At 46.1% G+C, this 20,867-nt stretch carries 28 protein-coding genes; 24 read left to right on the top strand and 4 right to left on the bottom strand.

Translation table 11 applies throughout. The features are described 5' to 3' along the window. Positions 1 to 22: 22 nt before the first annotated feature. Positions 23 to 532 carry a DUF2062 domain-containing protein gene (locus VME0621_RS07870; protein ID WP_006075333.1) on the bottom strand — a complete coding sequence of 170 codons (510 nt, stop codon included), beginning with the start codon at positions 530 to 532 and terminating at the stop codon, positions 23 to 25. 8 nt (positions 533 to 540) lie between these two features. Between VME0621_RS07870 and VME0621_RS07865 the strand changes: the two genes are divergently transcribed. The 5 genes from VME0621_RS07865 to kdsB are packed head-to-tail and all read left to right on the top strand — an operon-like array spanning position 541 to position 6,531. Beyond that, positions 541 to 2,823 (top strand): DNA internalization-related competence protein ComEC/Rec2, encoded by a 2,283-nt coding sequence (locus VME0621_RS07865; protein ID WP_062462888.1) that lies wholly within the window; start codon positions 541 to 543, stop codon positions 2,821 to 2,823. A 31-nt stretch (positions 2,824 to 2,854) separates the two neighbouring features. Further along, positions 2,855 to 4,609 carry a lipid A ABC transporter ATP-binding protein/permease MsbA gene (gene msbA / locus VME0621_RS07860; RefSeq protein ID WP_038229578.1) on the top strand — a complete coding sequence of 585 codons (1,755 nt, stop codon included), beginning with the start codon at positions 2,855 to 2,857 and terminating at the stop codon, positions 4,607 to 4,609. After that, positions 4,606 to 5,616: a tetraacyldisaccharide 4'-kinase gene (gene lpxK / locus VME0621_RS07855; protein ID WP_062462890.1), complete on the top strand. Its 1,011-nt coding sequence runs from the start codon at positions 4,606 to 4,608 to the stop codon at positions 5,614 to 5,616. The genes msbA and lpxK overlap by 4 nt, the downstream gene beginning before the upstream one ends. Next, positions 5,597 to 5,776 (top strand): Trm112 family protein, encoded by a 180-nt coding sequence (locus tag VME0621_RS07850; protein WP_038229582.1) that lies wholly within the window; start codon positions 5,597 to 5,599, stop codon positions 5,774 to 5,776. Before lpxK ends, VME0621_RS07850 begins: the two co-directional genes overlap by 20 nt. Beyond that, entirely contained in the window at positions 5,776 to 6,531 is a 756-nt protein-coding gene (kdsB, locus tag VME0621_RS07845) for a 3-deoxy-manno-octulosonate cytidylyltransferase (protein WP_038229583.1), read from the top strand. Before VME0621_RS07850 ends, kdsB begins: the two co-directional genes overlap by 1 nt. Before the next feature lie 18 nt (positions 6,532 to 6,549). Here kdsB and VME0621_RS07840 read toward each other — a convergent pair whose 3' ends face one another. Further along, a complete protein-coding gene (locus VME0621_RS07840; RefSeq protein ID WP_062462893.1) occupies positions 6,550 to 7,272 on the bottom strand; it encodes a pseudouridine synthase in 723 nt (240 codons plus the stop codon). A 313-nt stretch (positions 7,273 to 7,585) separates the two neighbouring features. Here VME0621_RS07840 and VME0621_RS07835 point away from each other — a divergent pair, with 313 nt between their 5' ends. Beyond that, positions 7,586 to 9,808 (top strand): NADP-dependent isocitrate dehydrogenase, encoded by a 2,223-nt coding sequence (locus VME0621_RS07835; protein ID WP_062462896.1) that lies wholly within the window; start codon positions 7,586 to 7,588, stop codon positions 9,806 to 9,808. Positions 9,809 to 9,966: 158 nt separating this feature from the next. Here VME0621_RS07835 and VME0621_RS07830 read toward each other — a convergent pair whose 3' ends face one another. After that, on the bottom strand, positions 9,967 to 10,947 hold the full coding sequence (locus VME0621_RS07830) for a phage integrase (RefSeq protein ID WP_062463797.1): 981 nt from the start codon (positions 10,945 to 10,947) through the stop codon (positions 9,967 to 9,969). Then, entirely contained in the window at positions 10,944 to 11,606 is a 663-nt protein-coding gene (locus VME0621_RS07825; protein WP_062463799.1) for a helix-turn-helix domain-containing protein, read from the bottom strand. The genes VME0621_RS07830 and VME0621_RS07825 overlap by 4 nt, the downstream gene beginning before the upstream one ends. 107 nt (positions 11,607 to 11,713) lie before the next feature. Here VME0621_RS07825 and VME0621_RS07820 point away from each other — a divergent pair, with 107 nt between their 5' ends. From VME0621_RS07820 to VME0621_RS07745, 18 genes are all read left to right on the top strand, one after another. Next, positions 11,714 to 11,965 (top strand): hypothetical protein, encoded by a 252-nt coding sequence (locus tag VME0621_RS07820; protein WP_062463801.1) that lies wholly within the window; start codon positions 11,714 to 11,716, stop codon positions 11,963 to 11,965. A gap of 7 nt (positions 11,966 to 11,972) precedes the next feature. Then, on the top strand, positions 11,973 to 12,170 hold the full coding sequence (locus VME0621_RS07815; protein WP_370736763.1) for a hypothetical protein: 198 nt from the start codon (positions 11,973 to 11,975) through the stop codon (positions 12,168 to 12,170). Between the two features lies 1 nt (position 12,171). Then, positions 12,172 to 12,390, top strand: a complete 219-nt coding sequence (locus VME0621_RS07810; RefSeq protein WP_062463805.1) for a hypothetical protein — start codon at positions 12,172 to 12,174, stop codon at positions 12,388 to 12,390. Positions 12,391 to 12,397: 7 nt separating this feature from the next. Continuing rightward, positions 12,398 to 14,290 carry a replication endonuclease gene (locus VME0621_RS07805; protein ID WP_062463807.1) on the top strand — a complete coding sequence of 631 codons (1,893 nt, stop codon included), beginning with the start codon at positions 12,398 to 12,400 and terminating at the stop codon, positions 14,288 to 14,290. A 72-nt stretch (positions 14,291 to 14,362) separates the two neighbouring features. Further along, on the top strand, positions 14,363 to 14,686 hold the full coding sequence (locus tag VME0621_RS07800) for a hypothetical protein (RefSeq protein ID WP_062463809.1): 324 nt from the start codon (positions 14,363 to 14,365) through the stop codon (positions 14,684 to 14,686). Further along, entirely contained in the window at positions 14,673 to 15,191 is a 519-nt protein-coding gene (locus tag VME0621_RS07795; protein WP_062463811.1) for a hypothetical protein, read from the top strand. Before VME0621_RS07800 ends, VME0621_RS07795 begins: the two co-directional genes overlap by 14 nt. Further along, positions 15,184 to 15,621 (top strand): hypothetical protein, encoded by a 438-nt coding sequence (locus VME0621_RS07790; protein ID WP_062463836.1) that lies wholly within the window; start codon positions 15,184 to 15,186, stop codon positions 15,619 to 15,621. Before VME0621_RS07795 ends, VME0621_RS07790 begins: the two co-directional genes overlap by 8 nt. Next, entirely contained in the window at positions 15,596 to 16,345 is a 750-nt protein-coding gene (locus VME0621_RS07785; protein WP_062463813.1) for an ATP-binding protein, read from the top strand. The genes VME0621_RS07790 and VME0621_RS07785 overlap by 26 nt, the downstream gene beginning before the upstream one ends. A 124-nt stretch (positions 16,346 to 16,469) precedes the next feature. Continuing rightward, on the top strand, positions 16,470 to 16,598 hold the full coding sequence (locus tag VME0621_RS26985) for a hypothetical protein (RefSeq protein ID WP_256200732.1): 129 nt from the start codon (positions 16,470 to 16,472) through the stop codon (positions 16,596 to 16,598). A 3-nt stretch (positions 16,599 to 16,601) separates the two neighbouring features. Then, positions 16,602 to 17,432 carry a major capsid protein P2 gene (locus VME0621_RS07780; protein ID WP_062463815.1) on the top strand — a complete coding sequence of 277 codons (831 nt, stop codon included), beginning with the start codon at positions 16,602 to 16,604 and terminating at the stop codon, positions 17,430 to 17,432. 11 nt (positions 17,433 to 17,443) lie between these two features. Further along, positions 17,444 to 17,776, top strand: coding sequence for a hypothetical protein (locus tag VME0621_RS07775; protein ID WP_062463817.1), 333 nt, complete (start codon positions 17,444 to 17,446; stop codon positions 17,774 to 17,776). Then, on the top strand, positions 17,776 to 17,901 hold the full coding sequence (locus VME0621_RS26980) for a hypothetical protein (RefSeq protein WP_256200733.1): 126 nt from the start codon (positions 17,776 to 17,778) through the stop codon (positions 17,899 to 17,901). Before VME0621_RS07775 ends, VME0621_RS26980 begins: the two co-directional genes overlap by 1 nt. A 1-nt stretch (position 17,902) precedes the next feature. Beyond that, positions 17,903 to 18,094 (top strand): hypothetical protein, encoded by a 192-nt coding sequence (locus VME0621_RS07770; protein WP_062463819.1) that lies wholly within the window; start codon positions 17,903 to 17,905, stop codon positions 18,092 to 18,094. Continuing rightward, entirely contained in the window at positions 18,091 to 18,465 is a 375-nt protein-coding gene (locus VME0621_RS07765; RefSeq protein ID WP_062463821.1) for a hypothetical protein, read from the top strand. The genes VME0621_RS07770 and VME0621_RS07765 overlap by 4 nt, the downstream gene beginning before the upstream one ends. 3 nt (positions 18,466 to 18,468) lie before the next feature. Continuing rightward, positions 18,469 to 18,966, top strand: coding sequence for a hypothetical protein (locus tag VME0621_RS07760; RefSeq protein ID WP_062463823.1), 498 nt, complete (start codon positions 18,469 to 18,471; stop codon positions 18,964 to 18,966). Beyond that, a complete protein-coding gene (locus VME0621_RS07755) occupies positions 18,963 to 19,682 on the top strand; it encodes a hypothetical protein (RefSeq protein WP_062463825.1) in 720 nt (239 codons plus the stop codon). Before VME0621_RS07760 ends, VME0621_RS07755 begins: the two co-directional genes overlap by 4 nt. Before the next feature lie 2 nt (positions 19,683 to 19,684). After that, positions 19,685 to 20,335 carry a hypothetical protein gene (locus VME0621_RS07750; RefSeq protein WP_062463827.1) on the top strand — a complete coding sequence of 217 codons (651 nt, stop codon included), beginning with the start codon at positions 19,685 to 19,687 and terminating at the stop codon, positions 20,333 to 20,335. Between the two features lie 13 nt (positions 20,336 to 20,348). After that, positions 20,349 to 20,819, top strand: coding sequence for a hypothetical protein (locus VME0621_RS07745; RefSeq protein ID WP_062463829.1), 471 nt, complete (start codon positions 20,349 to 20,351; stop codon positions 20,817 to 20,819). Positions 20,820 to 20,867 lie beyond the last annotated feature (48 nt).

Here is a 20,867-nt window from a genome sequence, read left to right as displayed (position 1 = left end):
TGTTGTCGGTTCCAAGCTAACGTTATCTTGTAGCGCGTTGCTGCCAACTGCGAACCACAGAGTAACGCCAAAGGCCACGAATGCCGAAATACCCGGCAACAGAAGCAACAATACCACATATGGCGCATCCTAAGAGGAACGGGGGGCCAATGGTGGTCATTTGGTCGGATAAATACTGCCAAGACAACTCAAAATGGAATGGCTGTGGAGGCGTATTCAAGCAAAACGCACCGATCTTGTACGCAAAATAAAACAGTACTGGCATGGTCACAGGGTTACTAATCCAAACAAGTGCAACCGATAATGGAAGGTTAACACCAAACAGGATAGCTAACCCTGCCGCCATAATCATTTGGCTTGGTAGTGGGACAAAAGCCATAAACAAACCAACCGCAAAAGCGCCTGCCGCTGAGCGTCGATTTAAACACCAAAGGTTTGGGTTATAGAGGACATTGCCGAACACTTTCAATGCCTTTTGTCGCTTGATCATCTCGTGATCGGGCATGAAACGTTTAATGAACTTTCTTGGCATAGGGAAACATGACTCTCTTAACAGGCATTGTTGCACCGTTGGTTTTTTCACTAACACTTATCAGTGTTGCGTGGTGGCCAATGATGCCTCATTACTACTGGTTGATTCCTACATCCTTAATTAGCATAGCCTTACTAATAAAACGCTGCTCGATAATCGCAGTGGTTTTTATTGCAATGTCCGTGGCTTTGATACAAGGGAATCTTTACAAGCACCAATCGGAGGTGCTTTACCGATTTGGCACAGATATTACCATAAAAGGACGAGTTGACAGCTATTTTAAAAAAATAACTCGTGGATATGAGGTTGAATTGACGATTTTATCGATTAATGGAGAAAAATTGTCATTCTTTGAGAGACCTAGCGTTAAGTTATATGCACCGAGAGCATTAACGATGGGCGATGAACTTCAAGCTTTGGTTCAACTCAAACCCGTTGTTGGTGTTCTTAATCAGGTTGGCTTCGACAAAGAGCGATACTATTTTTCTAATCGGTTTTTAGCCGATGGTGTTCTATCGGATGACAGTCATTTTATGGTTCGTAGTACGTATGATTGGCGTTCGAAAATACATCGGTTGGTAACGTCTGTGACCGCAAACAGCCTACATCAAGGTTATTATTTAGCGTTAATTTTCGGTGACAGAAGCAAACTCGCTGGTGAAGACTGGTTGCGATTAAAACAGAGCGGACTGTCTCATCTAGTTGCTATCTCTGGTCTACATATTGGAATAGTTTTTGCCGTTGGCTATCTTGTCGGGCGGGGAACACTGCTGGTGGTGACCTTGCTTCTACCGACAGAACTACGTTGTAAAACGACACCGTTCTGTTTATTGTTAGGCATCTTTACAGGGTTGGTGTTAGCGTTTTTTTATGCTGCTTTAGGTGGGTTTGCTACATCAACAGTTCGCGCTCTACTCATGCTTGTCATTGTCAACTCGCTTTGCATTATTCACATCCGGATAATGAGTATGACCACTTTATTAGTAGCGGCCTCTCTCATACTCACCTTGATGCCTTTTTCTTCCGCAAGTGCCAGTTTTTGGCTTTCCTTTCTCGCTGTCTCCGCACTCATGGTGACCAACTCGGTTGTTTCCTATCAATTTGGTGTTCGCACTGTGTTGTATACCCATGTTTTGCTCTGCTTACTGTTCATTCCAATTGTGGTCAGCTTATTTCAAGGGGTTGCTGTCGCATCGCCTTTCTATAACTTGTTGTTTGTCCCATGGTTTAGTTTTTTAGTCGTTCCTTTATTGCTCTTAGCGACTGTAGTGACCGTACTGTCGGAGAAGGAGAATTTAATCTGGGCATTGGTCGATATGCTGATGATGCCCTTTGATTACTCTTTGAACCTATCAAACTGGTTCTGGCTTAACGCTCCAGCTTATTTTGCTTTCTATGCAATACCTTTAATTTTCACGTTGGTCCTGAGAAAAGTAGTGTCATTGAAGTGGTTGGCACTATTACTGATATTATGTGCTGTCACATTGCCATTAAAACAAAGCGGGCAAAAAGTTAGTGTCCACTTTTTTGATGTAGCCCACGGGCTCTCTGTTGCCATCAAACAGGGAGAACAAGCGGTACTTTATGATACAGGACGCGCGAGTCCAACTTTCTCTATGGCGAGCGCAGTAGTGACTCCCAATCTTTTAGCTATAGGAGTTAGAGACCTGCATGGAGTTATTATTAGTCATGCTGATAATGACCACGCTGGTGGTGAAATTGAACTCCGTAATTATTGGAAGCCTGATTGGGTCAAGAAGCCTGATGGATTGACAGAAGAGCAACTCTGTATTCGAGGTAGAACTTGGCAATGGAAGGCAGTTCGATTTGAGGCACTGTGGCCTCCGAAGAGAGTGGATAGAGCTTACAACCCACACTCTTGTGTGGTTCTGATTAGTTTTGTTCAGGGAGACAATTCAGTTCATCGAATATTGCTTACAGGCGATATTGAGAAAGTCAGTGAAATATTGATCGCCAGAACACTCTCTGAACTAGATGTTGATGTTATGAGTGTTCCTCATCATGGCAGCCGGACCTCCTCTTCTACGTTTTTGACACAATTGATTCATGCTGAGCACGTTGTGGCCTCTACGAAATTTCGTTCCCACTGGCAACTGCCTAACGAATTGGTTAAACAACGATACCTAGAGCGAGGTGCTCAATGGTATGAAACAGGTAAGCAGGGGCAGGTTAATTTCGTCTTTTTTGATGGAGAATTAACCGTTTCAACGCTTCGTAACCAGAACCTCGACCCTTGGTATAGGCAGATGTTGCGAAGCAGAGTAGAATGAACAGATAGATAAAAGAAAACGAACAATAATTATGTCGCTAAATCAAGATGAAACGACGCTGCAGACCTTTAAGCGTCTTTGGACTTATATTCGAGAGTACAAAGCGGGTCTCGTCGTTGCGGTGATCGCACTGGTGATCAATGCTGCTGCAGATACCTACATGCTATCACTACTTAAGCCTCTACTTGATGAAGGCTTTGGTGATGTCGAATCGAATTTCTTGAAAATCCTTCCTTTAATCATTCTTGGAATGATGTTCATACGTGGTACCAGTGGATTTGTCTCGACCTACTGTTTGAGTTGGGTATCCGGCAAAGTCGTCATGGAACTACGACGCAAAATATTCAGTCACTTTATGCACATGCCAGTTTCCTTTTTCGATAAAGAGTCAACTGGTGGACTGCTCTCTCGGATTACTTATGACTCAGAACAAGTTGCAGGAGCGACGAGTCGCTCGCTAGTCAGTATTGTTCGAGAAGGAGCAAGTATCATTGGTCTATTGATACTGATGTTCTGGAGCAGCTGGCAGTTATCGCTGGTTCTTTTCGCTGTCGCTCCTGTCGTAGCTTGGGCGATTAGCTTTGTATCTAAGCGTTTTAGAAAGATCTCTCGCAACATGCAAACCTCGATGGGTCATATGACCACCTCAGCCGAGCAGATGCTAAAAGGTCATAAGGTAGTGTTGAGTTACGGTGGTCAGCAAGTTGAGAAAGAGCGTTTTGATCAGATGAGTAACCAAATGAGGCAGCAAACCATGAAGATGGTAGCAGCCTCAGCGGTAGCGAATCCTGTGATTCAAATGATTGCCTCATTAGCATTGGTTGCGGTCCTTTATTTGGCGAGTTTCGATGAGATTCGTGAGCAACTTACCGCGGGTACTTTTACGGTTATTTTCTCGGCTATGTTCTCATTGATGCGTCCATTGAAAGCACTGACTGGTGTTACGGCTGAGTTCCAGCGTGGTATGGCAGCAAGCCAAACTTTATTTGGGTTAATGGACCTAGATACGGAGCGCGATACTGGTAAAGTTGAGCTGTCGAAAGTGAAAGGCGACATTAAAGTTAACGATATCACTTTCACTTATCAGGGAACCGAAAAGCCAGCGTTACGTCATGTTAGTTTTGATCTTCCTGCGGGTAAAACCATTGCGCTTGTAGGGCGTTCGGGTTCGGGTAAAAGCACCATCGCCAACTTGTTTACACGCTTCTATGACGTCGATAGCGGACATATTGAACTTGACGGCCACAAGATTGATGATATCAAGCTGACCAACTTGCGTAAGCATTTCGGATTGGTTTCTCAAAATGTTCATTTGTTTAACGATACTATTGCCAACAACATTGCCTATGCAACTGATGGAGAATATAGCCGAGAGCAAATCGAGCACGCGGCGAAATTAGCTCATGCTATGGAGTTCATTAATGGTCTCGACAACGGGCTTGATACCGTGATTGGAGAAAATGGCGCAAGCTTGTCTGGCGGTCAGAGACAACGTATCGCGATTGCACGAGCTCTGTTGCGTGATGCACCCGTTCTGATTTTGGATGAGGCGACTTCTGCACTCGATACTGAATCTGAGCGAGCGATTCAATCTGCGTTGGATGAACTTCAAAAGGATAAAACGGTGTTAGTGATAGCTCACCGCTTATCAACAATCGAAGAAGCTGACGAAATTCTCGTTGTTGATGACGGTGAGATCATCGAACGAGGTGATCACAATACGTTACTTACACATAAAGGTGCGTACGCTCAACTGCATAAAATTCAGTTTGGTGACAACGAGTGATAGAGAAACTGTGGTTTGGTCGTAATCCACTAAACTATTTATGGTGGCCGCTTTTGTGGCCACTTAGTGCGTTATATAGAGCGATTGCGAAGCGACGCAGGAAGGCTTTCAGTGAGGGTTCAAAAGATTGCTACCGCGCTTCTGTGCCTGTGATTGTCGTTGGCAATATTACCGCTGGTGGTAATGGTAAGACTCCGATCGTTATTTGGCTGGTTGAGAATTTGCAACGTCAAGGTTTCAAACCTGGAGTAGTCTCTCGAGGTTACGGGGGTAAATCTAACCATTATCCTTTGCAAGTGGAAACCCAGACCAGTACTAAAGCCTGTGGCGATGAGCCGAAGCTTATTTATGAAAGAACCAAAGTCCCTGTTGTTGTCGATCCGGTAAGATCGAATGCAGTCAAGGCACTAGAAAGTCTTGGTGTTGATGTGATTATCACCGATGATGGTCTGCAGCACTATGCGCTTGATAGAGCAATGGAAATTGTAGTGGTTGATGGAGTGCGTCGCTTTGGTAATGAGCAATCTATTCCACTAGGACCACTACGAGAAACTCTGTCTCGCTTGGAAGAAGTAGACCTTATTGTTACCAATGGCGGGGAGCCTCGTTTAGGGCAAGAGAAGCGTTTTGAATTACAGCCTGAGCTTGCTATCAATCTTACAACCAATGAGCGTAAAGCTGTGACCGAGCTAGGGCAACTCACTGCGTTTGCTGGTATTGGCCATCCTCCACGTTTTTTTAATACGTTGAATGATCTTGATGCAGATGTAGTGCGCAGCCAAGGCTTTGCAGACCATAAAGATTTTCAACCGGAACAATTATATGCCCTAAGTGATGGGTCTGATAACGTCATTATGACGGAGAAAGATGCCGTAAAATGTCGTTCATTTGCACAAAACAATTGGTGGTATTTACCTGTCACTGCTCAATTTACCGAGCAGGATGGTAGTGAAATACTCAAAAAAATAAACAAGGTAATAGAAAGTTATGGATCACAGACTTCTTGAAATCGTGGCATGCCCAGTATGTAAAGGAAAACTCACTTTTGATAAAGATAAGCAAGAGCTTATCTGTAAGCTTGATCGTCTTGCTTATCCGATTAAAGAGGGTATTCCGGTTTTACTAGAGCCTGAAGCGAGACACATGAGTATGGAAGAGGGACGCTAATGTCTTTTACCGTCATTATCCCAGCAAGGTATGAATCTTCTCGTTTACCAGGTAAGCCGTTAGCGGATATTGGTGGCAAACCGATGATCCAGCACGTTTATGAGAAGTCGCTACAATCTGGTGCCGATCGCGTAATCATTGCAACCGACGATCAAAGAGTGGAGCTCGCAGCAAAACAATTTGGTGCCGAAGTTTGTATGACTTCTCCGACTCACGAGTCTGGCACCGAGCGTTTAGCGGAAGTGGTAGCGTCAATGAAAATCGCACCCGATCACATCGTTGTGAATGTGCAAGGTGATGAACCTTTGATTCCAGCATGCATTATTAAGCAAGTCGCTAATAATCTTGAGAGCAGCACGGCGCCAATGGCTACCCTCGGTGTAACGATTGAGAATGAATCGGAAGTCTTTAACCCGAATGCGGTAAAAGTAGTGACGGATGAGCAAGGTTATGCGTTGTACTTCAGTAGAGCAACGATACCTTGGGATCGTGATGCTTACGCTTCAGAGCCGAAAAAACATGCAACTAGCCCTCTACTGAGACACATTGGCATCTATGCTTATCGTGCTGGGTTTATTAAGACTTATGTAGAATGGGAGCCGAGTGCACTTGAACGAATTGAGTGCCTAGAGCAGCTTCGAGTGCTTTGGTATGGAGAGAAAATCCACGTTGCAGCAGCTCAGGAAGCACCACCAGCGGGGGTAGATACTCCTGAAGATCTTGAGCATGTTAGGGCGATTGTCGCTCAGCAATAAGAGCTTTGCTTAAATTACTTATCTCTTTAAAGCCGGGTGATTGGTGGGGATTTCCAACCAATCACCCGGTTGCAAGTTTCCAATCTCAAACCCAGCCATCGAAGCACGAATAAGCCTTAATGTTGGGAAACCAATATTGGCTGTCATTCGGCGCACTTGTCGATTTCTTCCTTCAATAATTGTAATGCTTAACCATGTGGTAGGAATGTTGGCACGAAAGCGCACAGGTGGGTGACGCTCCCAAACTTCAGGCGTTTCCATAAGGCTTACTTTCGCAGGCAATGTAGGCCCATCTTTAAGCACTACACCACGTCGCAGTTTATCTAAGTCATCCTCACTGGGCGCTCCATCGACCTGAACCCAATAGGTTTTTTCTGACTTGGATTTTGGTTGAGTCAGTCTAGCTTGCAAAATACCATCGTTGGTAAGAACCATCAGCCCTTCGCTGTCTCTGTCGAGGCGTCCGGCGGCGTATACATCTTTGACAGGTATGTAATCGGCAAGGGTTTTACGTCCGTCACCATCTGTGAATTGACTTAAAGTGTCATAAGGTTTGTTGAAGAGGATAACTTTGCGTTCTTCAATGGGTAGTCTGCTTCGGTTAGTGTCTGTTTTTCGTTTAAACGCCGGTTTCGAAGTGGACTTTCGCGGTCTACTTCCTGGACCTGAGTGCTGTTTGAAACGTGTAGAAGCAGCGCGGCTTTTCGACTTACTACGAGGTGCCGCTGTTTTATTCGTCATGTTAACTACCTTGCAAAAATGTAAACAAACTGTGTGGTGTAGTTTTGTCTACGGTTGTTTTGAGCTATCATAAGCGCGCTCAAAAACAGGAATAACGCACAAGATAATAGACTAATTACCCAAATTTGTTTAATTATAAGTGCTTAGGATTTCGTTTGACTGAACAAAAAAAGCCCAATTGAGAGGGTTTTCATGTACAAACTTTTTGTATCAACCACTCAATCGCGTTCCGTCATAACGTTTACGTGTCCTTGATGAAGGCACGTTGATTAATAAGGGTACTCATACCCAATTAGAACGATAGGGAAATTTCATGCCTACAGAAAAGCCGACAATTATCTATACCATTACTGATGAAGCTCCAGCGCTCGCAACATACTCGTTGCTGCCAATCATTCAGTCATTTACTGCTTCATCTGGTATCAGTGTTGAAACGAGAGACATTTCACTAGCAGGGCGTATTATTGCTAACTTCCCTGAATACCTAAAAGAAGAGCAACGTATTGGTGATGCACTAGCTGAACTTGGTGAGCTGGCGAAAACACCAGAAGCGAACATTATCAAGCTACCAAATATCTCTGCGTCTATCCCACAGCTACAGGCTGCTATTAAAGAACTTCAAGCAAATGGCTATGATTTACCAAACTACCCAGAAGAGCCAGGCACGCCAGAACAAGAAGCTATCAAAGCGACTTATGACAAGATCAAAGGCAGTGCGGTAAACCCGGTTTTACGTGAAGGTAACTCAGACCGACGCGCACCGCTATCTGTTAAGAACTATGCTAAGAAAAACCCGCATTCAATGGGAGCATGGTCGAAAGATTCTAAGTCTCATGTTTCTAGCATGGCAGATAAAGACTTCTTCGGTAGTGAAAAATCGGTCACTGTTGCTGATGCGACGGATGTGAAGATTCAATTTACTTCAGCTACTGGCGAGACTAGTGTTCTTAAAGAGAAGGTTGCCCTGCAAGCGGGTGAAATCATCGACGCATCTGTAATGAACAAGAAAGCATTGGTGTCTTTCTTTGAAGAGCAAATTGCAGAAGCGAAACAGCAAGATGTTCTGCTTTCATTGCACATGAAAGCGACGATGATGAAGGTCTCTGACCCAGTTATTTTTGGTCACGCAGTTAAAGTTTACTACAAAGATGTATTTGCAAAACACGGTCAGCTATTTGAAGAACTAGGTGTTGATGTAAACAACGGTATTGGTGATGTTTACGCAAAAATCGCCTCACTACCAGCTGCTCAAAAAGCTGAGATTGAAGCCGATCTAGCAGCTGTTTATGAAACTCAACCTGCACTTGCAATGGTTGACTCTGACCGTGGTATTACCAACCTACACGTACCAAGTGACATTATCGTTGATGCTTCTATGCCAGCGATGCTTCGTTCATCTGGCCAAATGTGGGGCCCGGATGGTAAGCAGAAAGATACCAAAGCAATGATCCCTGATCGTAGCTATGCAAGTATCTATCAAGCAGTTATCGACTTCTGTAAAGAGAATGGTGCATTTGATCCAACGACGATGGGTAGTGTGCCAAACGTAGGTCTGATGGCTCAAAAAGCAGAAGAGTACGGTTCACACGATAAGACTTTCATTCTAAAAGGTGATGGCAAAGTCGAAGTTATCGATACAGCCGGTAATGTGCTTATCGAGCAGTCAGTTGAAGAAGGCGATATCTTCCGTATGTGTCAGGTGAAAGACGCACCGATTCAAGATTGGGTGAAACTGGCTGTGACACGCGCTCGTGCATCAAGCACGCCTGCGGTATTCTGGCTGGACGAAAACCGTGCCCACGATGCTGAGTTGATCAAAAAAGTGAATCAATATCTTCCAGAGCACGATACGTCATGTCTAGAAATTTATGTGAAGGCTCCTCTGGAAGCAACACTGTTCTCACTAGACCGAATTAAGAAAGGTGAAGACACCATTTCTGTCACTGGTAACGTTTTACGTGATTACCTAACAGACTTGTTCCCAATTCTTGAACTTGGCACATCAGCGAAGATGCTATCTATTGTTCCATTGATGAACGGTGGCGGCCTATTTGAAACAGGCGCTGGTGGCTCTGCGCCTAAGCACGTTCAACAGGTTCAAAAAGAAAATCACTTACGTTGGGACTCTTTAGGTGAATTCTTAGCACTAGCAGCTTCTCTAGAGCATCTGGCGGTCGTTTCTGGTAAAGAAAAAGCGAATGTACTAGCGAAAGCACTTGATGAAGCAACAGGCAAGTTCCTAGACAACAACAAATCGCCATCACGTCGCGTTGGTGAGTTAGACAACCGTGGTTCTCACTACTACCTAGCTCTATACTGGGCTCAAGCATTAGCTCTTCAAACAGAAGACAAAGCACTAGCAGATGAGTTCGCGCCAATTGCAGAGCACCTTGCGTCAAACGAGAGTGTTATTGTTTCTGAGCTAAACAGTGCTCAAGGCGTTGCAGGCGACCTTGGTGGTTACTATCAATTTGACGATGTGAAGACTTCAACGTTAATGCGTCCAAGCTCTACATTGAATAACATTGTTGGCTAATCGCTAAACATCGAATTGTGAAAGGCATAAAAAAACCACCGAAAGGTGGTTTTTTTATGCCTTGAGGAAATGTCTATTAAAATAAAATGCTTAATAATCAGTGTTATATAGTTTTCAATAAAGTTGTTAATCGTTATTGGAAATCATATGTGTGGACATTATGTGGACACTGCTAAGGGATTCATTCTCACTGCGTCCTGCAAGAAGTCCGGTGCAAGGTGGGCATAACCTAGCGTCTGTTTGATATCCGAATGACCTAAGATTTTTTGGAGCGTTAGGATGTTGCCACCGTTCATAATGAAATGACTAGCAAATGAATGTCTCAAGATATGGGTTTTCTGACTTTTTGGTAAATCGAATCCTAACCTAATGAGAATTAGTCGGAGCTCTTTTTGAAAGTCGTAAGGGAATAACGCGCCTCCATCCTCTGGATAGATTCGTTCATACAGTTCTTTGCTAATTGGAACTGTCCGAGACTTATCGGTTTTGGTTTGGGTGAACCGGATTCTATAGGGTGACAAGTTGCTTGCTTTGAGAGTTATCATTTCTCGCCATCGTGACCCTGTAGACAAACAAATATCAACAGCATTCAACATTAACGGATTACCTTGGATCTCTGACCTAAGCGTTTTTATCTGCTCATGCGTCAAAAATGCCATTTCCTGTTTTCTAACTGTAGGACGCTTAATTCCCTTGAGTGGATTCTCATGGCGATAATTGCCCGACTCAATCAGAACTGTGAAGACGTTGCTCAAACACTGCATGGAACGCCTTATTGTGCTGTCCTTTAGCTTTCTAGCTTGTAAGTCAGCAACCCAATCAGTAATGAGTTTTGAATCAATCTTATGAGCGGGTGGGTCGTTGAGTTCACGACAGAACCTAGTCAAGTCACGCTTGTAAGGAATGGCAGTTCTTTTGAATTGCCCTGATATTTCCCACCACACCTCGATTAGCTCTGAAAGTAGTCGGGTATCTTTAGGCTTACTGACCCATTTCTTATCATGCTCAGTTGCCAAAATGTGTTTTTCATAAGCCAACGCTTCTGACTTTTTGTCGAATTTCTTACGGAATCGCTTTCCCGCTCGACCCGCAGGACGAATATCAACTAGCCACTTATCGTTGTCTTTTTTTACGGTCATAGTGAGCGCATCACCATCGCAGCGCGACCAATGATTTTTAGTCGGTTTAAATCTTCGCCGAACATAGAAAATGAATCGTAGTCTGGATTGTCAGAAATGATTTCATAGCCTTGCTGCAGGATGTTCCATTTCAAGCGCTTCACATAAACCATGTCATCGACACGTATAACGTAAACGCCATCTTTAACCGGTTCTGTTAGCTCTCTTGTGTCTACAAGAATTCGGTCATTGTCATTCATGGTCGGCAACATACTTGAACCTGAACAGAAAACGACAGCCGTGTGTTCTGGCTGTAAGCCCAAGTCACGAATTAGATGCGCTGAAACCGTAAATGTGCCTGTTTGATGCTCGCCACTGACGAGCTTTCCTGCTCCCGCTGCTGCATTAACATTAAATTCGGGAATTGATACCGAATCGTTGTTAGGTGCAGTCGTGTGAATTGCTGAAACGTTACTTTCTCCAAGTGTGCCGTACTTCTCATTTAGAGCATTTAACACTTCATCATGAAAATTCGAAACATGGTATTCAAGAGCACGTCCATTGCCAGCCGCTTTTCTGCTTATCCAATTGTTTCTTTTAGCTTTTTGTGAGATTCCAGTAGTTGAATTTGGCATTCCTTTTAGCCCTATCAACTCTGTACTCAAGAACCATTCACGCATAAATAACCCTTAACTAACATTGACAAACACTAATGAATGGAATTACTGTAACTAACGTAAACTAACACAGACTAACAATATTCAATTCATAAGCGAGGTTACGTGTAATGTTAGAACATAATGAGCAGTCAGGAAACAATATAAACAAACAATATGCGCCATTTGTGACGCCTGAAAAGTATGCAGAGCTAGCTGGTTTCACAGTAGACGCCGTTAAATGTCAGGTACAAACAGGCAAGTTACCCGTTATCCGCCGTGAAGGTGGTCGTCGTGGACGCACGTTAATCAACATGAAAGCTCTTGAAGAGTATGCGAAAGAGCAAGCTCAAGAGTACACAGATTGGAAAGCGGCGATTTAAGGGGGCAATGATGCAAACCAACACTGCACCGATACATTCAATCAATATTGATTTCTCACATTCAAGTGAAGCAATGGAGCTTTTCAAGATAGTTAAAGCTCGTCTGGATTGGTTAAGCCCGAGCTCTCCTGAATTTGCATTTCTGCACCCTGTTTATTTGCAGTTGAAGCAAGATGTTGAGCTTTTAGAAAGTTTGGAGGTGTAGGGTGGATATTGATTACACGCCTGCAATCTCCATTGTGGACGCACCAATCAGTGACCCGATACATGCACCCTGTGAAGATATGGCAGGGTGCGCCAACTTCGACCCTGATAAGTGCGAAAACTCCGCTCGAAAGGTAGAAGAACTTCGCTCGAAGTTTGGTTTCAACCGTTCGCGCTCTCGCAAGCTTAACGTTAACCCTCTTACGTGGAAAAAGCGCTAGTCTGCCAATGAGAAAAATCGATAAACCAACCAATAACCCTTTGTCCAAGCTCCCGAACAATTTGCGTCAGGAGCTTGCGACTTACGTTGTGAAAAACCAAGTATCCGCGCCGCACTTAACGATGGTCTCAAACCATCACCATACATTTGGAGGTCAAACGCCAAAGGCACGAGTATTTGAGTTTGCTCATGCTGTTGCTAACAAGTTCAAGCTACCTAATGACATTCGCAATTACATCGATAAAGCCTCTGCGGTTCGCTTTCGCAAATATGGATTTAAACGCGCACTGGATTTTATCGAGTCACGAAGTGGTGCGGTGTCTGCTGCACTTGGTGTATTGCCTGAACCTTATTGGAAAGTGGATACAGAATTAAAACGTGCACGTCTTGCTACTGAGTTAACAGGGCGCGCGGGTTTTCATTTTGAGTCAGTCGCTAAAACTGGCGGCACACCGTTTGATGCGATTAAGCGTATACATGAGTTTGTAGGCGCTTCGCTTTGGATGCCTCAATTTGAAATGGCGTGTGATGAAGATGAAGCTTATTCGTTTTTAGCTCGTCTGCTGGATGAGGCGGTATGGCGTCGCGCTATCGACAAACAAACCGTTGCCGCTTTTGAAAATGCACGTCGAGCGGCGGGTATGGTCTCACCACACGTTTCCCCTTATGCGTCGATTTCTGCTTGTGAATGGCTCAAAGTACGCCAAGAGCGACAGCGTGAATGGCTAGAGCTTATGGCGATTGAATCGCTTGAGGGTGATGTGATTGATATGTCGCTTGTGCATGAGTCGTCACAATCCAACCCTGTGAATCGTCGTCATGAACTCATGACCCGTATTGCTGGCTGTCAGGAATACGCTGACTCAAATAGTCACGCTTCTGTGTTTGTCACAATGACCGCGCCTAGTCGTTTCCATCGTCTCACTAAACGCGGTGAGTATTGGATTGAAAACAAGAATTGGGACGGTAGCACACCGAAAGGTGCTCACGCTTGGTTGTCAAAATCGTGGGAGCGCTTTAGAGCGTGGGCAGGGCGTCATGAGCTTACGTATTATGGGATGCGAGTTGTTGAACCCCATCAAGACGGTACACCGCACTGGCATGGTGTGTTCTTTGTACCTCTTGAGCAAGTGCCTACCTTTATCAAAGCACTACAGCATTATCAATTTCAGCGTGACAGCCAAGAGCTTTACACAAAAAACGGCGACCCAAACTATCGAGCAATGAGAGCCCGCTTTGAGGCGAAAATGTTGGATGGGACAGAAGGTGGCGCCGTGGCTTACCTTGCCAAGTACATTTCTAAGAACGTTGACGGCTTTGGGCTTGAAGATTTATCAGATCTCGACAACAAAAAAGCCAAGCTACAAGACACAGTTAAAAACGTTACCTCATGGTCACGCACGTTCTGTTTTCGTCAGTTCCAGTTTCAAAAAACGCCGTCCGTTACTATCTGGCGAGAGCTGCGACGAATCAGTGACGAGCAAGAGTATTGCACGTTCGAGAAAGCTCGCCGTGCTGCCGATATGGGTTTCTTTTCTGCCTTTTTCGATTACATGGGTGGGCACCGTCTGCCGCAATCCATGCGCACCATTACCACCATCAAAGAGAATACAGAGAACAAATACGGCGAAGTGACTCAAAAGGTCATTGGCTTGAAGGGAAGCGGTCTCGAAGTGTTAACTCATGAGACAGAATGGAAGCTTATCAAAAAGCCTTCCGACTTGTCGGAGGCTGCTCTAAGCAAGCGGGAGCTTGCGCCTTGGTCTAGTGGCAATAATTGTACGCTGGACTTATCGCCACCGAGACAACAAAAAATCATCAACAATTTCTTTCTATTCAATGAACTCGATAGATTCGGTTCACCGCAATGGGAAGAGTTCTACGCCAGCGGCGTGACATAGATTACTGCCAACGATGTGAATCAGGGGCAAACCTACCATTACTACACCAACGTCGAGAGACAGGGGAACACTATGAAAACACTTTCTAAAGAAGAGTGCCAAGCAGAGCTACAGCGCCTTGAAAATATTGATGGACTTGAGCAAGAGCTTGAAAGCGCCTTTGATAAGGTCAAAGACCTTTCACCGACCTATTTAATGTCAATCGCACCACGGCTTTTGATGAGCAAAGCCAATCCGCTAGTTGAGTTGGGGTTAGACCCAAAGCTGATAGACAAAGCAAAGCTGGTCGCCAAAGCGAACAAAATCGTTCGTGAGCAGCGCAAGCGCCAGTTAATCGAACAGTCCGAAATAGACATGACCGACGTGCAAGAAGGGGGTGAGCATGAAAACGCCTAACCCTGTACGCGGCTATGTGGATTGCCCTGTTTGCCAATCGGCGGCAACCGTTCACATGGTTGGAGAAGGTCGCATGATTGATACGGGTGAACCACCTAAGAACAGTCGCAACCTTGGCAAACTTTACTACCGTTGCCCTGAGTGCGGGAATAGTTCAGTCAGCAATAAAGTGAATGAGTATTGTGTTGACCATATGCGCGACACGAGCGACAAGCCTCAAGCCTTGCCTGATATGGTTGAAGCGCTAGATTCAACGGTTGAGTTAACCGTTGAACCAACCGTTGACGAAGTGGTTGAAAACACCGATTCAACCGAAATGACTACGGTAGACCCAATGCCTACCAGTGAACCAACCGAAGAAACGGTAACACCACCAAAACCAAGCCTTAAACCGCAACTGCTCAAGGTGGGCGCATGTTTGGGTTTGATTCTGGTATTGCTGTTTGCCATTAAACGGTTATTGGCAACGCCTCAACCAACGCAAGAAGGGGATGCCAATGAGTGATTCAACCGTTGAAATGGGTGCTGACAACCTTGCTGAACTGGATATGTACGTTGCCGAGCTGCAAAGCAGTAGTTCAACCGAAAACCAACCGAGTGGAAGCGCTGAACCTGAACCGGAGGTTGATACCAGTGAGGCGTTTGACGCCTTGGTCTCAACGGGACTAGTGGTGGTTGAGCAAGCTGTGTCGATTATGAAGGACATTGAGTTTGTCTTTGATGAACGCGCCAAGCAAAGCGTTATCAGTGCGGCTCGACCTGTGGCTAAACAGTATGGCGGGGCGCTGCTTGAGCAGTGCGGCGACTACATGAATGTGATGACGTTAGCCTTGGCGATTTTGGGACTATGGTGGGCATCGAAACAACAAATTGCGGCTTTAGAAGTGCAAAAACAAGAGGAGGCAAAACGTGTCGCTAGTCGTCAACCCGATTAACTCAAACCCTTCTCATGATGCCGAACACACTGTGTATTTAGGTGGTACAGGTAGCGGCAAAACCAGTGCGGTGAAATACATGGGGCTTGTGCCTAAAAAGGCGCAAGCGGTGTTCTTTGACCCGTATCGAAACTACGCGGGGCAAAAGTTTCACGGTCAAATGTGTCACGGCTTTTCTGACCCTGCCAAGTTCATCAAAGCGGCGGTGCATGGTCGTCGTGTTGGCTGTTCGTTCAAGCTGGCGTATGTCCCGCCAAAGGGCGCGTGTATGTCTGAGCTTGAAACCTTCAGCGCGATTGCTTGGGCATTGGGTGATGGTCGTAAACCTAAATTGCATGTGGTGATTGAAGAGTTGGCAAGCTGCGCGGAAACCTCTGGAAAGCTCGAAGGGAAAACGGGTGAGCTTCTTCGAGGTGGTCGTCAGTTTGGGCATGTGGTTCACACCATTTTTCAGCGTGGGCAGGAAGTCCCCAAAACCGTGACGAACCAATCTAGCGTGTGGTGGCTTGGAGCGGTGAACTCTGGTGTGGATGCGGATTGGGTCGCCAAGCAAAAAGGCATTCACTCGAATGAAGTCGCTGACCTTAAAAGCGCCAAGGTAAATAAGCGGCTTATAGGTAAAGCGATAGCTGAATACCTCATCGTTCGTGATGGGATTGGCAACCTAGAGCGGGGCGCCTTGAACTGTGAGACAGGCAAAAAGCTCTCACGAAACTACCGTTAATGTCACATTTCAACCTATAGGTTAAAAGTTCTACCTATAGGTTGAACCTTAGTGACGAAACTCCCGCCACCTGATTTGATAATGACTCCTTTAACCTTTCCAACGCTGTGAAGCAGGGGAAACTATGAAAGCAAGTCATAAAACCATGCTAATGACGGTCGCCGTTATGCTGATTGCATTAGCAGTAATCAACAATGTAGGCGCGCTCAAGCCTATCAAAGAGCAAATCAATGGTAATACAGGGTGGTTTTAAGCTATGGAACTACTCAACACACCATTTAACCCACGTCCACTTGATTTAGACCCTGTTGAGGGTGTGAATTGGGGCAACCAAGCAAGCCTTCGCTTGGTGAGTGGTCCAACTTACCAATCCATTGAACTGGTCACGAGTATTACTGACCCTGCTGATATTGAGCGTGTACGTATCACGCTAAACGGCAAGGAAGTCTACAACCTGACAGGTCAAGATTTAGTAGACCTTCAAGAGCACCGTAAGCAATTCACTGCGGCGGGTCGCTATGTCATCCCATTTGCGGATTTAACGCTTCGCACTAAAGGCGGCGTTCGTACTGGTGAACTCGTTACCCTGCAAGGTGAAATCTGGTTTGTGTACATCCAGTTAGCCTCTAAAGCGGGTGGTACGGCTGCGCCAAGTATCCGCGCTCGCTCTCACACCACACAAGCGCAATCACAACGTGTTTATTTGCCTCGCATTTATTCATTGTCTTGGTTTGCCAGTGCATCGGGTCGTACTCCGTTTGATTTTTCTGAGCGTTCACCACTGTTGTCATTGAAGCGTATTCACTTCAAAGACTCATCGATTGACCGCGTTCGCGTCCTTCGTGACAGCGTGGAAGAAATCAACGTCAACAAAGCCGATAACGCTTTTGACCTTGCTATCTCTGGTTTAGAGCAAAACGCGGGTTGGTTCAGCCTTGATTTTGTTCGTACTGGGTTTGGTGTGGAAGGTCGTTTACCTACCAATGCTGCTAAACAGCTTCAATTCGAGCTTGATAAGTCTCAAACGGGCAGTGTGCCAGTGCTGATTGAAGCCATTGAGCAAGTGGGCGTTATCTCAGCGAACTAAGGGGGTAAGCAATGTCCTTCCCTGACGAACCGAAAACCACCGCCAGCTCTGGCGGTTGGTTTGACGGCATCCTTGAAGGTGCGGGTGAACTTGTTGGTGGCGCTGTCGATGTGGTGGGTGACTTTAGTGGTGACTGGCTCGGTATCAAGATGGGTAACGAGCTAGACCGCGCTAAATCTGCCAGTCCAGACGAAAATCGCGCCAACAATAACGACTATCAGCAAGCTAACGGTCAACCTGTGAACACGGGTCACGGTGTCCAATGGCAAACCGTCGCCATTATCGCGGTGTTGCTGATTCTGGTTGTAGGCGGCTTGGCGTTCGCGCTCAAAGGGGGCAAGTAATGCCGATTGTCTATCTAGGCTTGGCGGGTCTAACCCTTGGGTTTGTGACTGCCAAGGAAATCAACAAATCAGCGTGGCTCATTGTGGTGATTCTTGCGCTGATTCTATGGCTGAAAATGGGTTGATATGTTTGGAGCAATGACCAGTTTAACGGGCGGTGGTGGTTTGAAAGGCGGTAGCGCTGGACCATCGGCGGCGAAGAGTAGCAACCAATCAGGGCAATCCATTGGCGGCATCAATATGGGTGGTGGCGTGAGTCCTTGGCTTATCGTTGCTATCGCTATTACCGTCGTCGTTGCCTTAAAGGTACTCAAATGATTCAAGTGGTAACGCAAAACCAAAGCGTGCAAGAGCGTTTGCGTGATGCTTTTCGCGCTTGCCCTGACGACTTCGCACTGATGCAACAGGCTATCAATGATGACCTTGTGAGCATCTACCAGATACAAGGCGATGACTATCACCTTGCTGTCGCGGGTGAGGTGGTCGGGGATGACTATTTTGTATGGGCAGTGGAGGGGACGGGCGCGGTGCAAGCCACTCGTGAACTGGCGACCTACGTTAAAAATAGCGGTCTGAAAGCGATGACCACAAAAACCTATTTTCCTTTGGTGGCTCGGCTGCTCAAACGGCTAGGCAATGTCTCAACCATAAAGCAAGGCGACCACCAATTATTACGATGGGAGGTGTAGCGCATGGGCGGCAGTTCCAGTTCACGCAATAGCACCAGTACGAAGAATACCAGTAGTCAAAATGCCATTAGCGGCGACAACCTTGGGGTTGCGCTAAGTGGTATTGAAGGCTCAACGATTAATGCCACCGTGACCGACCACGGCAGTGTAGGCAAGTCGTTTGATTTTGCGGGTGATGCGCTTGATGAATCGTATGAGTTCGCTAAAGGCGCAATGAGTGAATCGCTCAATCTGGTAGACCAAAACACAGAAAACAGTATGAAGTTTGCCTCTGGTGCGCTGGATAAATTCAGCTCTAGCAACAGTGAAAACCTTCAAATGATAGCGGGGCTCGCGGGTAACCAAGCAGCCCAAAACACGAAGAACCTCGACAAGCTAACCGAGCTGTCCAAGTTCAAACAAGACAACGGACAAAGCGCACTGAACAAACAGCAATTGATTCTCATGGCAATCATTGTGCTCGTGCTTGGCTTTGTGCTGTTTAAGGCGGTGAACAAATGAACTTCAACCTGATTCAAGGGCAAGTGATGCCGTTAACCGTGGAGTCGAGCTGGCTATTCATCGAGTCCTATCACGGCAAGTTGTCGGTACGTATTGATTCAACGGGTGAAGAGTTCACTTTGCCAAGTGGTTCAGTGCTTCGCTATGGCAAACCATTAGGTCGCATCTTATTAAGCGGTCAAGGCGCCTTATCTATTGAGCATGGTAGCGGGGATTTCACGCCACCGATTGAAGGGCAAAAGCTCGATATTCAAACCATGCCTCAAGTGGAATTGTTGCCTGGTCAAAGCATGAAGGTCAGCGAGCTACCCAAAGTAGAGATTGAAAGCGGGCAAAGTGTTGGCGTGAGTTCCATGCCAAAGATGAAAATCGATAACGGGCAAAGCATCGAAGTCAGCGCTTTACCCGCCGTTCAACTGGCGGCTAATCAAAACATCGGGGTGACGAGCTTACCCAAAGTGCGCATTGAAGCGGGTCAGGCAATCCGAGTTCAAGCGGGAAGCACACTCACGGCGCACAGTGGGGAACTGCCTTTAGACATTCCCGCTAATGCCAATCGTAAAGGCGTCATTATCAAAGCCCCTTCAAGCAATGCAGGTATTGTAAGTCTTAACGGCTTTGAGTTGGTGGCAGGGGAAAAACTCACCATTGAAAGCGCGGCGGCGTTTACGTTAACAGGTTCAGCGCCCGATAAAGCGCAAGTATTGGAGTATTAATCATGTCAGGTTTAGCACCGTTACCAACGGGTAGCAGTCGAAACAAAATTGAATTTCTTTATGAGCAAATGGCGGGTTTAGGTGGCGGCAGCACGCTACCGATTATCAAAACGAATTTCTTCCCGTCCGAAGATACGGGGTGGAATGATGATTTAGATGGGTTTGTCCTAAAGCCATTTGTCCCAACCTTTGCCAATGGGTGGAGTAATGATTTGGATTTAAAACCGTTCATTACGCCAGAGCTTGAACACGATGAGCCGTTAGTCACGCTGTGTTTTAGCGTGTCACTGAGCGCCATGTTATCCGGTTTTACGGGTGAGCTCGCTTACACCATTTTGCTTGTCAATGAGCGCGGCGAACCGATTCGTGACGGTCTTAATACGCCTATAGGCATTGGCTTAAACAGCACCACCATGCATGGCGCTATGTCTGAGCAAGGGCAGCGTGTCACGGCAAATGAAACCGTCGTGTTGTCCGTCGATAAGCTCAATGTCCATGACAAAGAGAAAGTGATTGCTCGTGTGGTGGTTCGCGCTGACCCAACTTACCAAATGACTCAAAGCGTGAGTCATCGGGATGTGTTGGAGCATGCACAGTTCCAAGTCGGTGAGGTGACTTTGGTCGGGCTAGGCGTGTCATCCACCTCCATCTAATCGGGGGGTGTTTATGTTGCGCTGGCTACTCGTCATCGTCTTGATTTTCACGTTGTATCAGGGGCAAAAAGTTATGAAATCACAACTCAATCGCGGGATTCGAAATAACAACCCGCTCAACATTCGCATTAGTAACAATGCGTGGACAGGCAAAGTGACGCCATCAAAAGACAAAGCGTTTGAAACCTTCTCGGATTCGAAATACGGCTTTCGAGCGGCAACCAAGCTTATCCGAAACTATCAGAATATTTACGGGCTCAATACGCTCTCGGGCATTATCCATCGCTGGGCGCCTGAAAGTGATAACAACGATACCGATAACTACGTTCAGTTTGTGTCGGGTCAGGTCGGAGTGAATAAAAACGCACCATTGAACCTCTATGACGACGCCTTAATGACGCGCTTGGTTCATGCCATGTCCATCATGGAAGTGGGGCGCTACTACTCAATGAGTGACGCCGCCAAAGGGGTGCAACTCGCATGACCAAACAAGAAGTAATGCAACGTCTCGCGGTTGGGATACTGACCGCGC

Origin of the sequence: Vibrio mediterranei (assembly GCF_900088415.1) — a bacterium.
Classification (GTDB): domain Bacteria; phylum Pseudomonadota; class Gammaproteobacteria; order Enterobacterales; family Vibrionaceae; genus Vibrio; species Vibrio mediterranei.
The sequence above is the reverse complement of the archived record's forward strand: the minus strand, read 5'-3'. Positions and strand labels throughout refer to the sequence as shown.

Coding starts and splice junctions, on each gene's coding strand:
- VME0621_RS07795 (WP_062463811.1), top strand. CDS start 14,673: ATGAAAACGCCTAACCCTGTACGCGGCTATGTGGATTGCCCTGTTTGC.
- VME0621_RS26985 (WP_256200732.1), top strand. CDS start 16,470: ATGAAAGCAAGTCATAAAACCATGCTAATGACGGTCGCCGTTATGCTG.
- kdsB (WP_038229583.1), top strand. CDS start 5,776: ATGTCTTTTACCGTCATTATCCCAGCAAGGTATGAATCTTCTCGTTTA.
- VME0621_RS07850 (WP_038229582.1), top strand. CDS start 5,597: ATGGATCACAGACTTCTTGAAATCGTGGCATGCCCAGTATGTAAAGGA.
- VME0621_RS07870 (WP_006075333.1), bottom strand. CDS start 532: ATGCCAAGAAAGTTCATTAAACGTTTCATGCCCGATCACGAGATGATC.
- VME0621_RS07805 (WP_062463807.1), top strand. CDS start 12,398: ATGAGAAAAATCGATAAACCAACCAATAACCCTTTGTCCAAGCTCCCG.
- VME0621_RS07820 (WP_062463801.1), top strand. CDS start 11,714: ATGTTAGAACATAATGAGCAGTCAGGAAACAATATAAACAAACAATAT.
- VME0621_RS07815 (WP_370736763.1), top strand. CDS start 11,973: ATGATGCAAACCAACACTGCACCGATACATTCAATCAATATTGATTTC.
- VME0621_RS07775 (WP_062463817.1), top strand. CDS start 17,444: ATGTCCTTCCCTGACGAACCGAAAACCACCGCCAGCTCTGGCGGTTGG.
- VME0621_RS07800 (WP_062463809.1), top strand. CDS start 14,363: ATGAAAACACTTTCTAAAGAAGAGTGCCAAGCAGAGCTACAGCGCCTT.
- VME0621_RS07825 (WP_062463799.1), bottom strand. CDS start 11,606: ATGCGTGAATGGTTCTTGAGTACAGAGTTGATAGGGCTAAAAGGAATG.
- VME0621_RS07770 (WP_062463819.1), top strand. CDS start 17,903: ATGTTTGGAGCAATGACCAGTTTAACGGGCGGTGGTGGTTTGAAAGGC.
- VME0621_RS26980 (WP_256200733.1), top strand. CDS start 17,776: ATGCCGATTGTCTATCTAGGCTTGGCGGGTCTAACCCTTGGGTTTGTG.
- VME0621_RS07835 (WP_062462896.1), top strand. CDS start 7,586: ATGCCTACAGAAAAGCCGACAATTATCTATACCATTACTGATGAAGCT.
- VME0621_RS07865 (WP_062462888.1), top strand. CDS start 541: ATGACTCTCTTAACAGGCATTGTTGCACCGTTGGTTTTTTCACTAACA.
- VME0621_RS07760 (WP_062463823.1), top strand. CDS start 18,469: ATGGGCGGCAGTTCCAGTTCACGCAATAGCACCAGTACGAAGAATACC.
- VME0621_RS07830 (WP_062463797.1), bottom strand. CDS start 10,947: ATGACCGTAAAAAAAGACAACGATAAGTGGCTAGTTGATATTCGTCCT.
- VME0621_RS07780 (WP_062463815.1), top strand. CDS start 16,602: ATGGAACTACTCAACACACCATTTAACCCACGTCCACTTGATTTAGAC.
- VME0621_RS07755 (WP_062463825.1), top strand. CDS start 18,963: ATGAACTTCAACCTGATTCAAGGGCAAGTGATGCCGTTAACCGTGGAG.
- VME0621_RS07840 (WP_062462893.1), bottom strand. CDS start 7,272: ATGACGAATAAAACAGCGGCACCTCGTAGTAAGTCGAAAAGCCGCGCT.
- msbA (WP_038229578.1), top strand. CDS start 2,855: ATGTCGCTAAATCAAGATGAAACGACGCTGCAGACCTTTAAGCGTCTT.
- VME0621_RS07790 (WP_062463836.1), top strand. CDS start 15,184: ATGAGTGATTCAACCGTTGAAATGGGTGCTGACAACCTTGCTGAACTG.
- VME0621_RS07750 (WP_062463827.1), top strand. CDS start 19,685: ATGTCAGGTTTAGCACCGTTACCAACGGGTAGCAGTCGAAACAAAATT.
- VME0621_RS07765 (WP_062463821.1), top strand. CDS start 18,091: ATGATTCAAGTGGTAACGCAAAACCAAAGCGTGCAAGAGCGTTTGCGT.
- VME0621_RS07745 (WP_062463829.1), top strand. CDS start 20,349: ATGTTGCGCTGGCTACTCGTCATCGTCTTGATTTTCACGTTGTATCAG.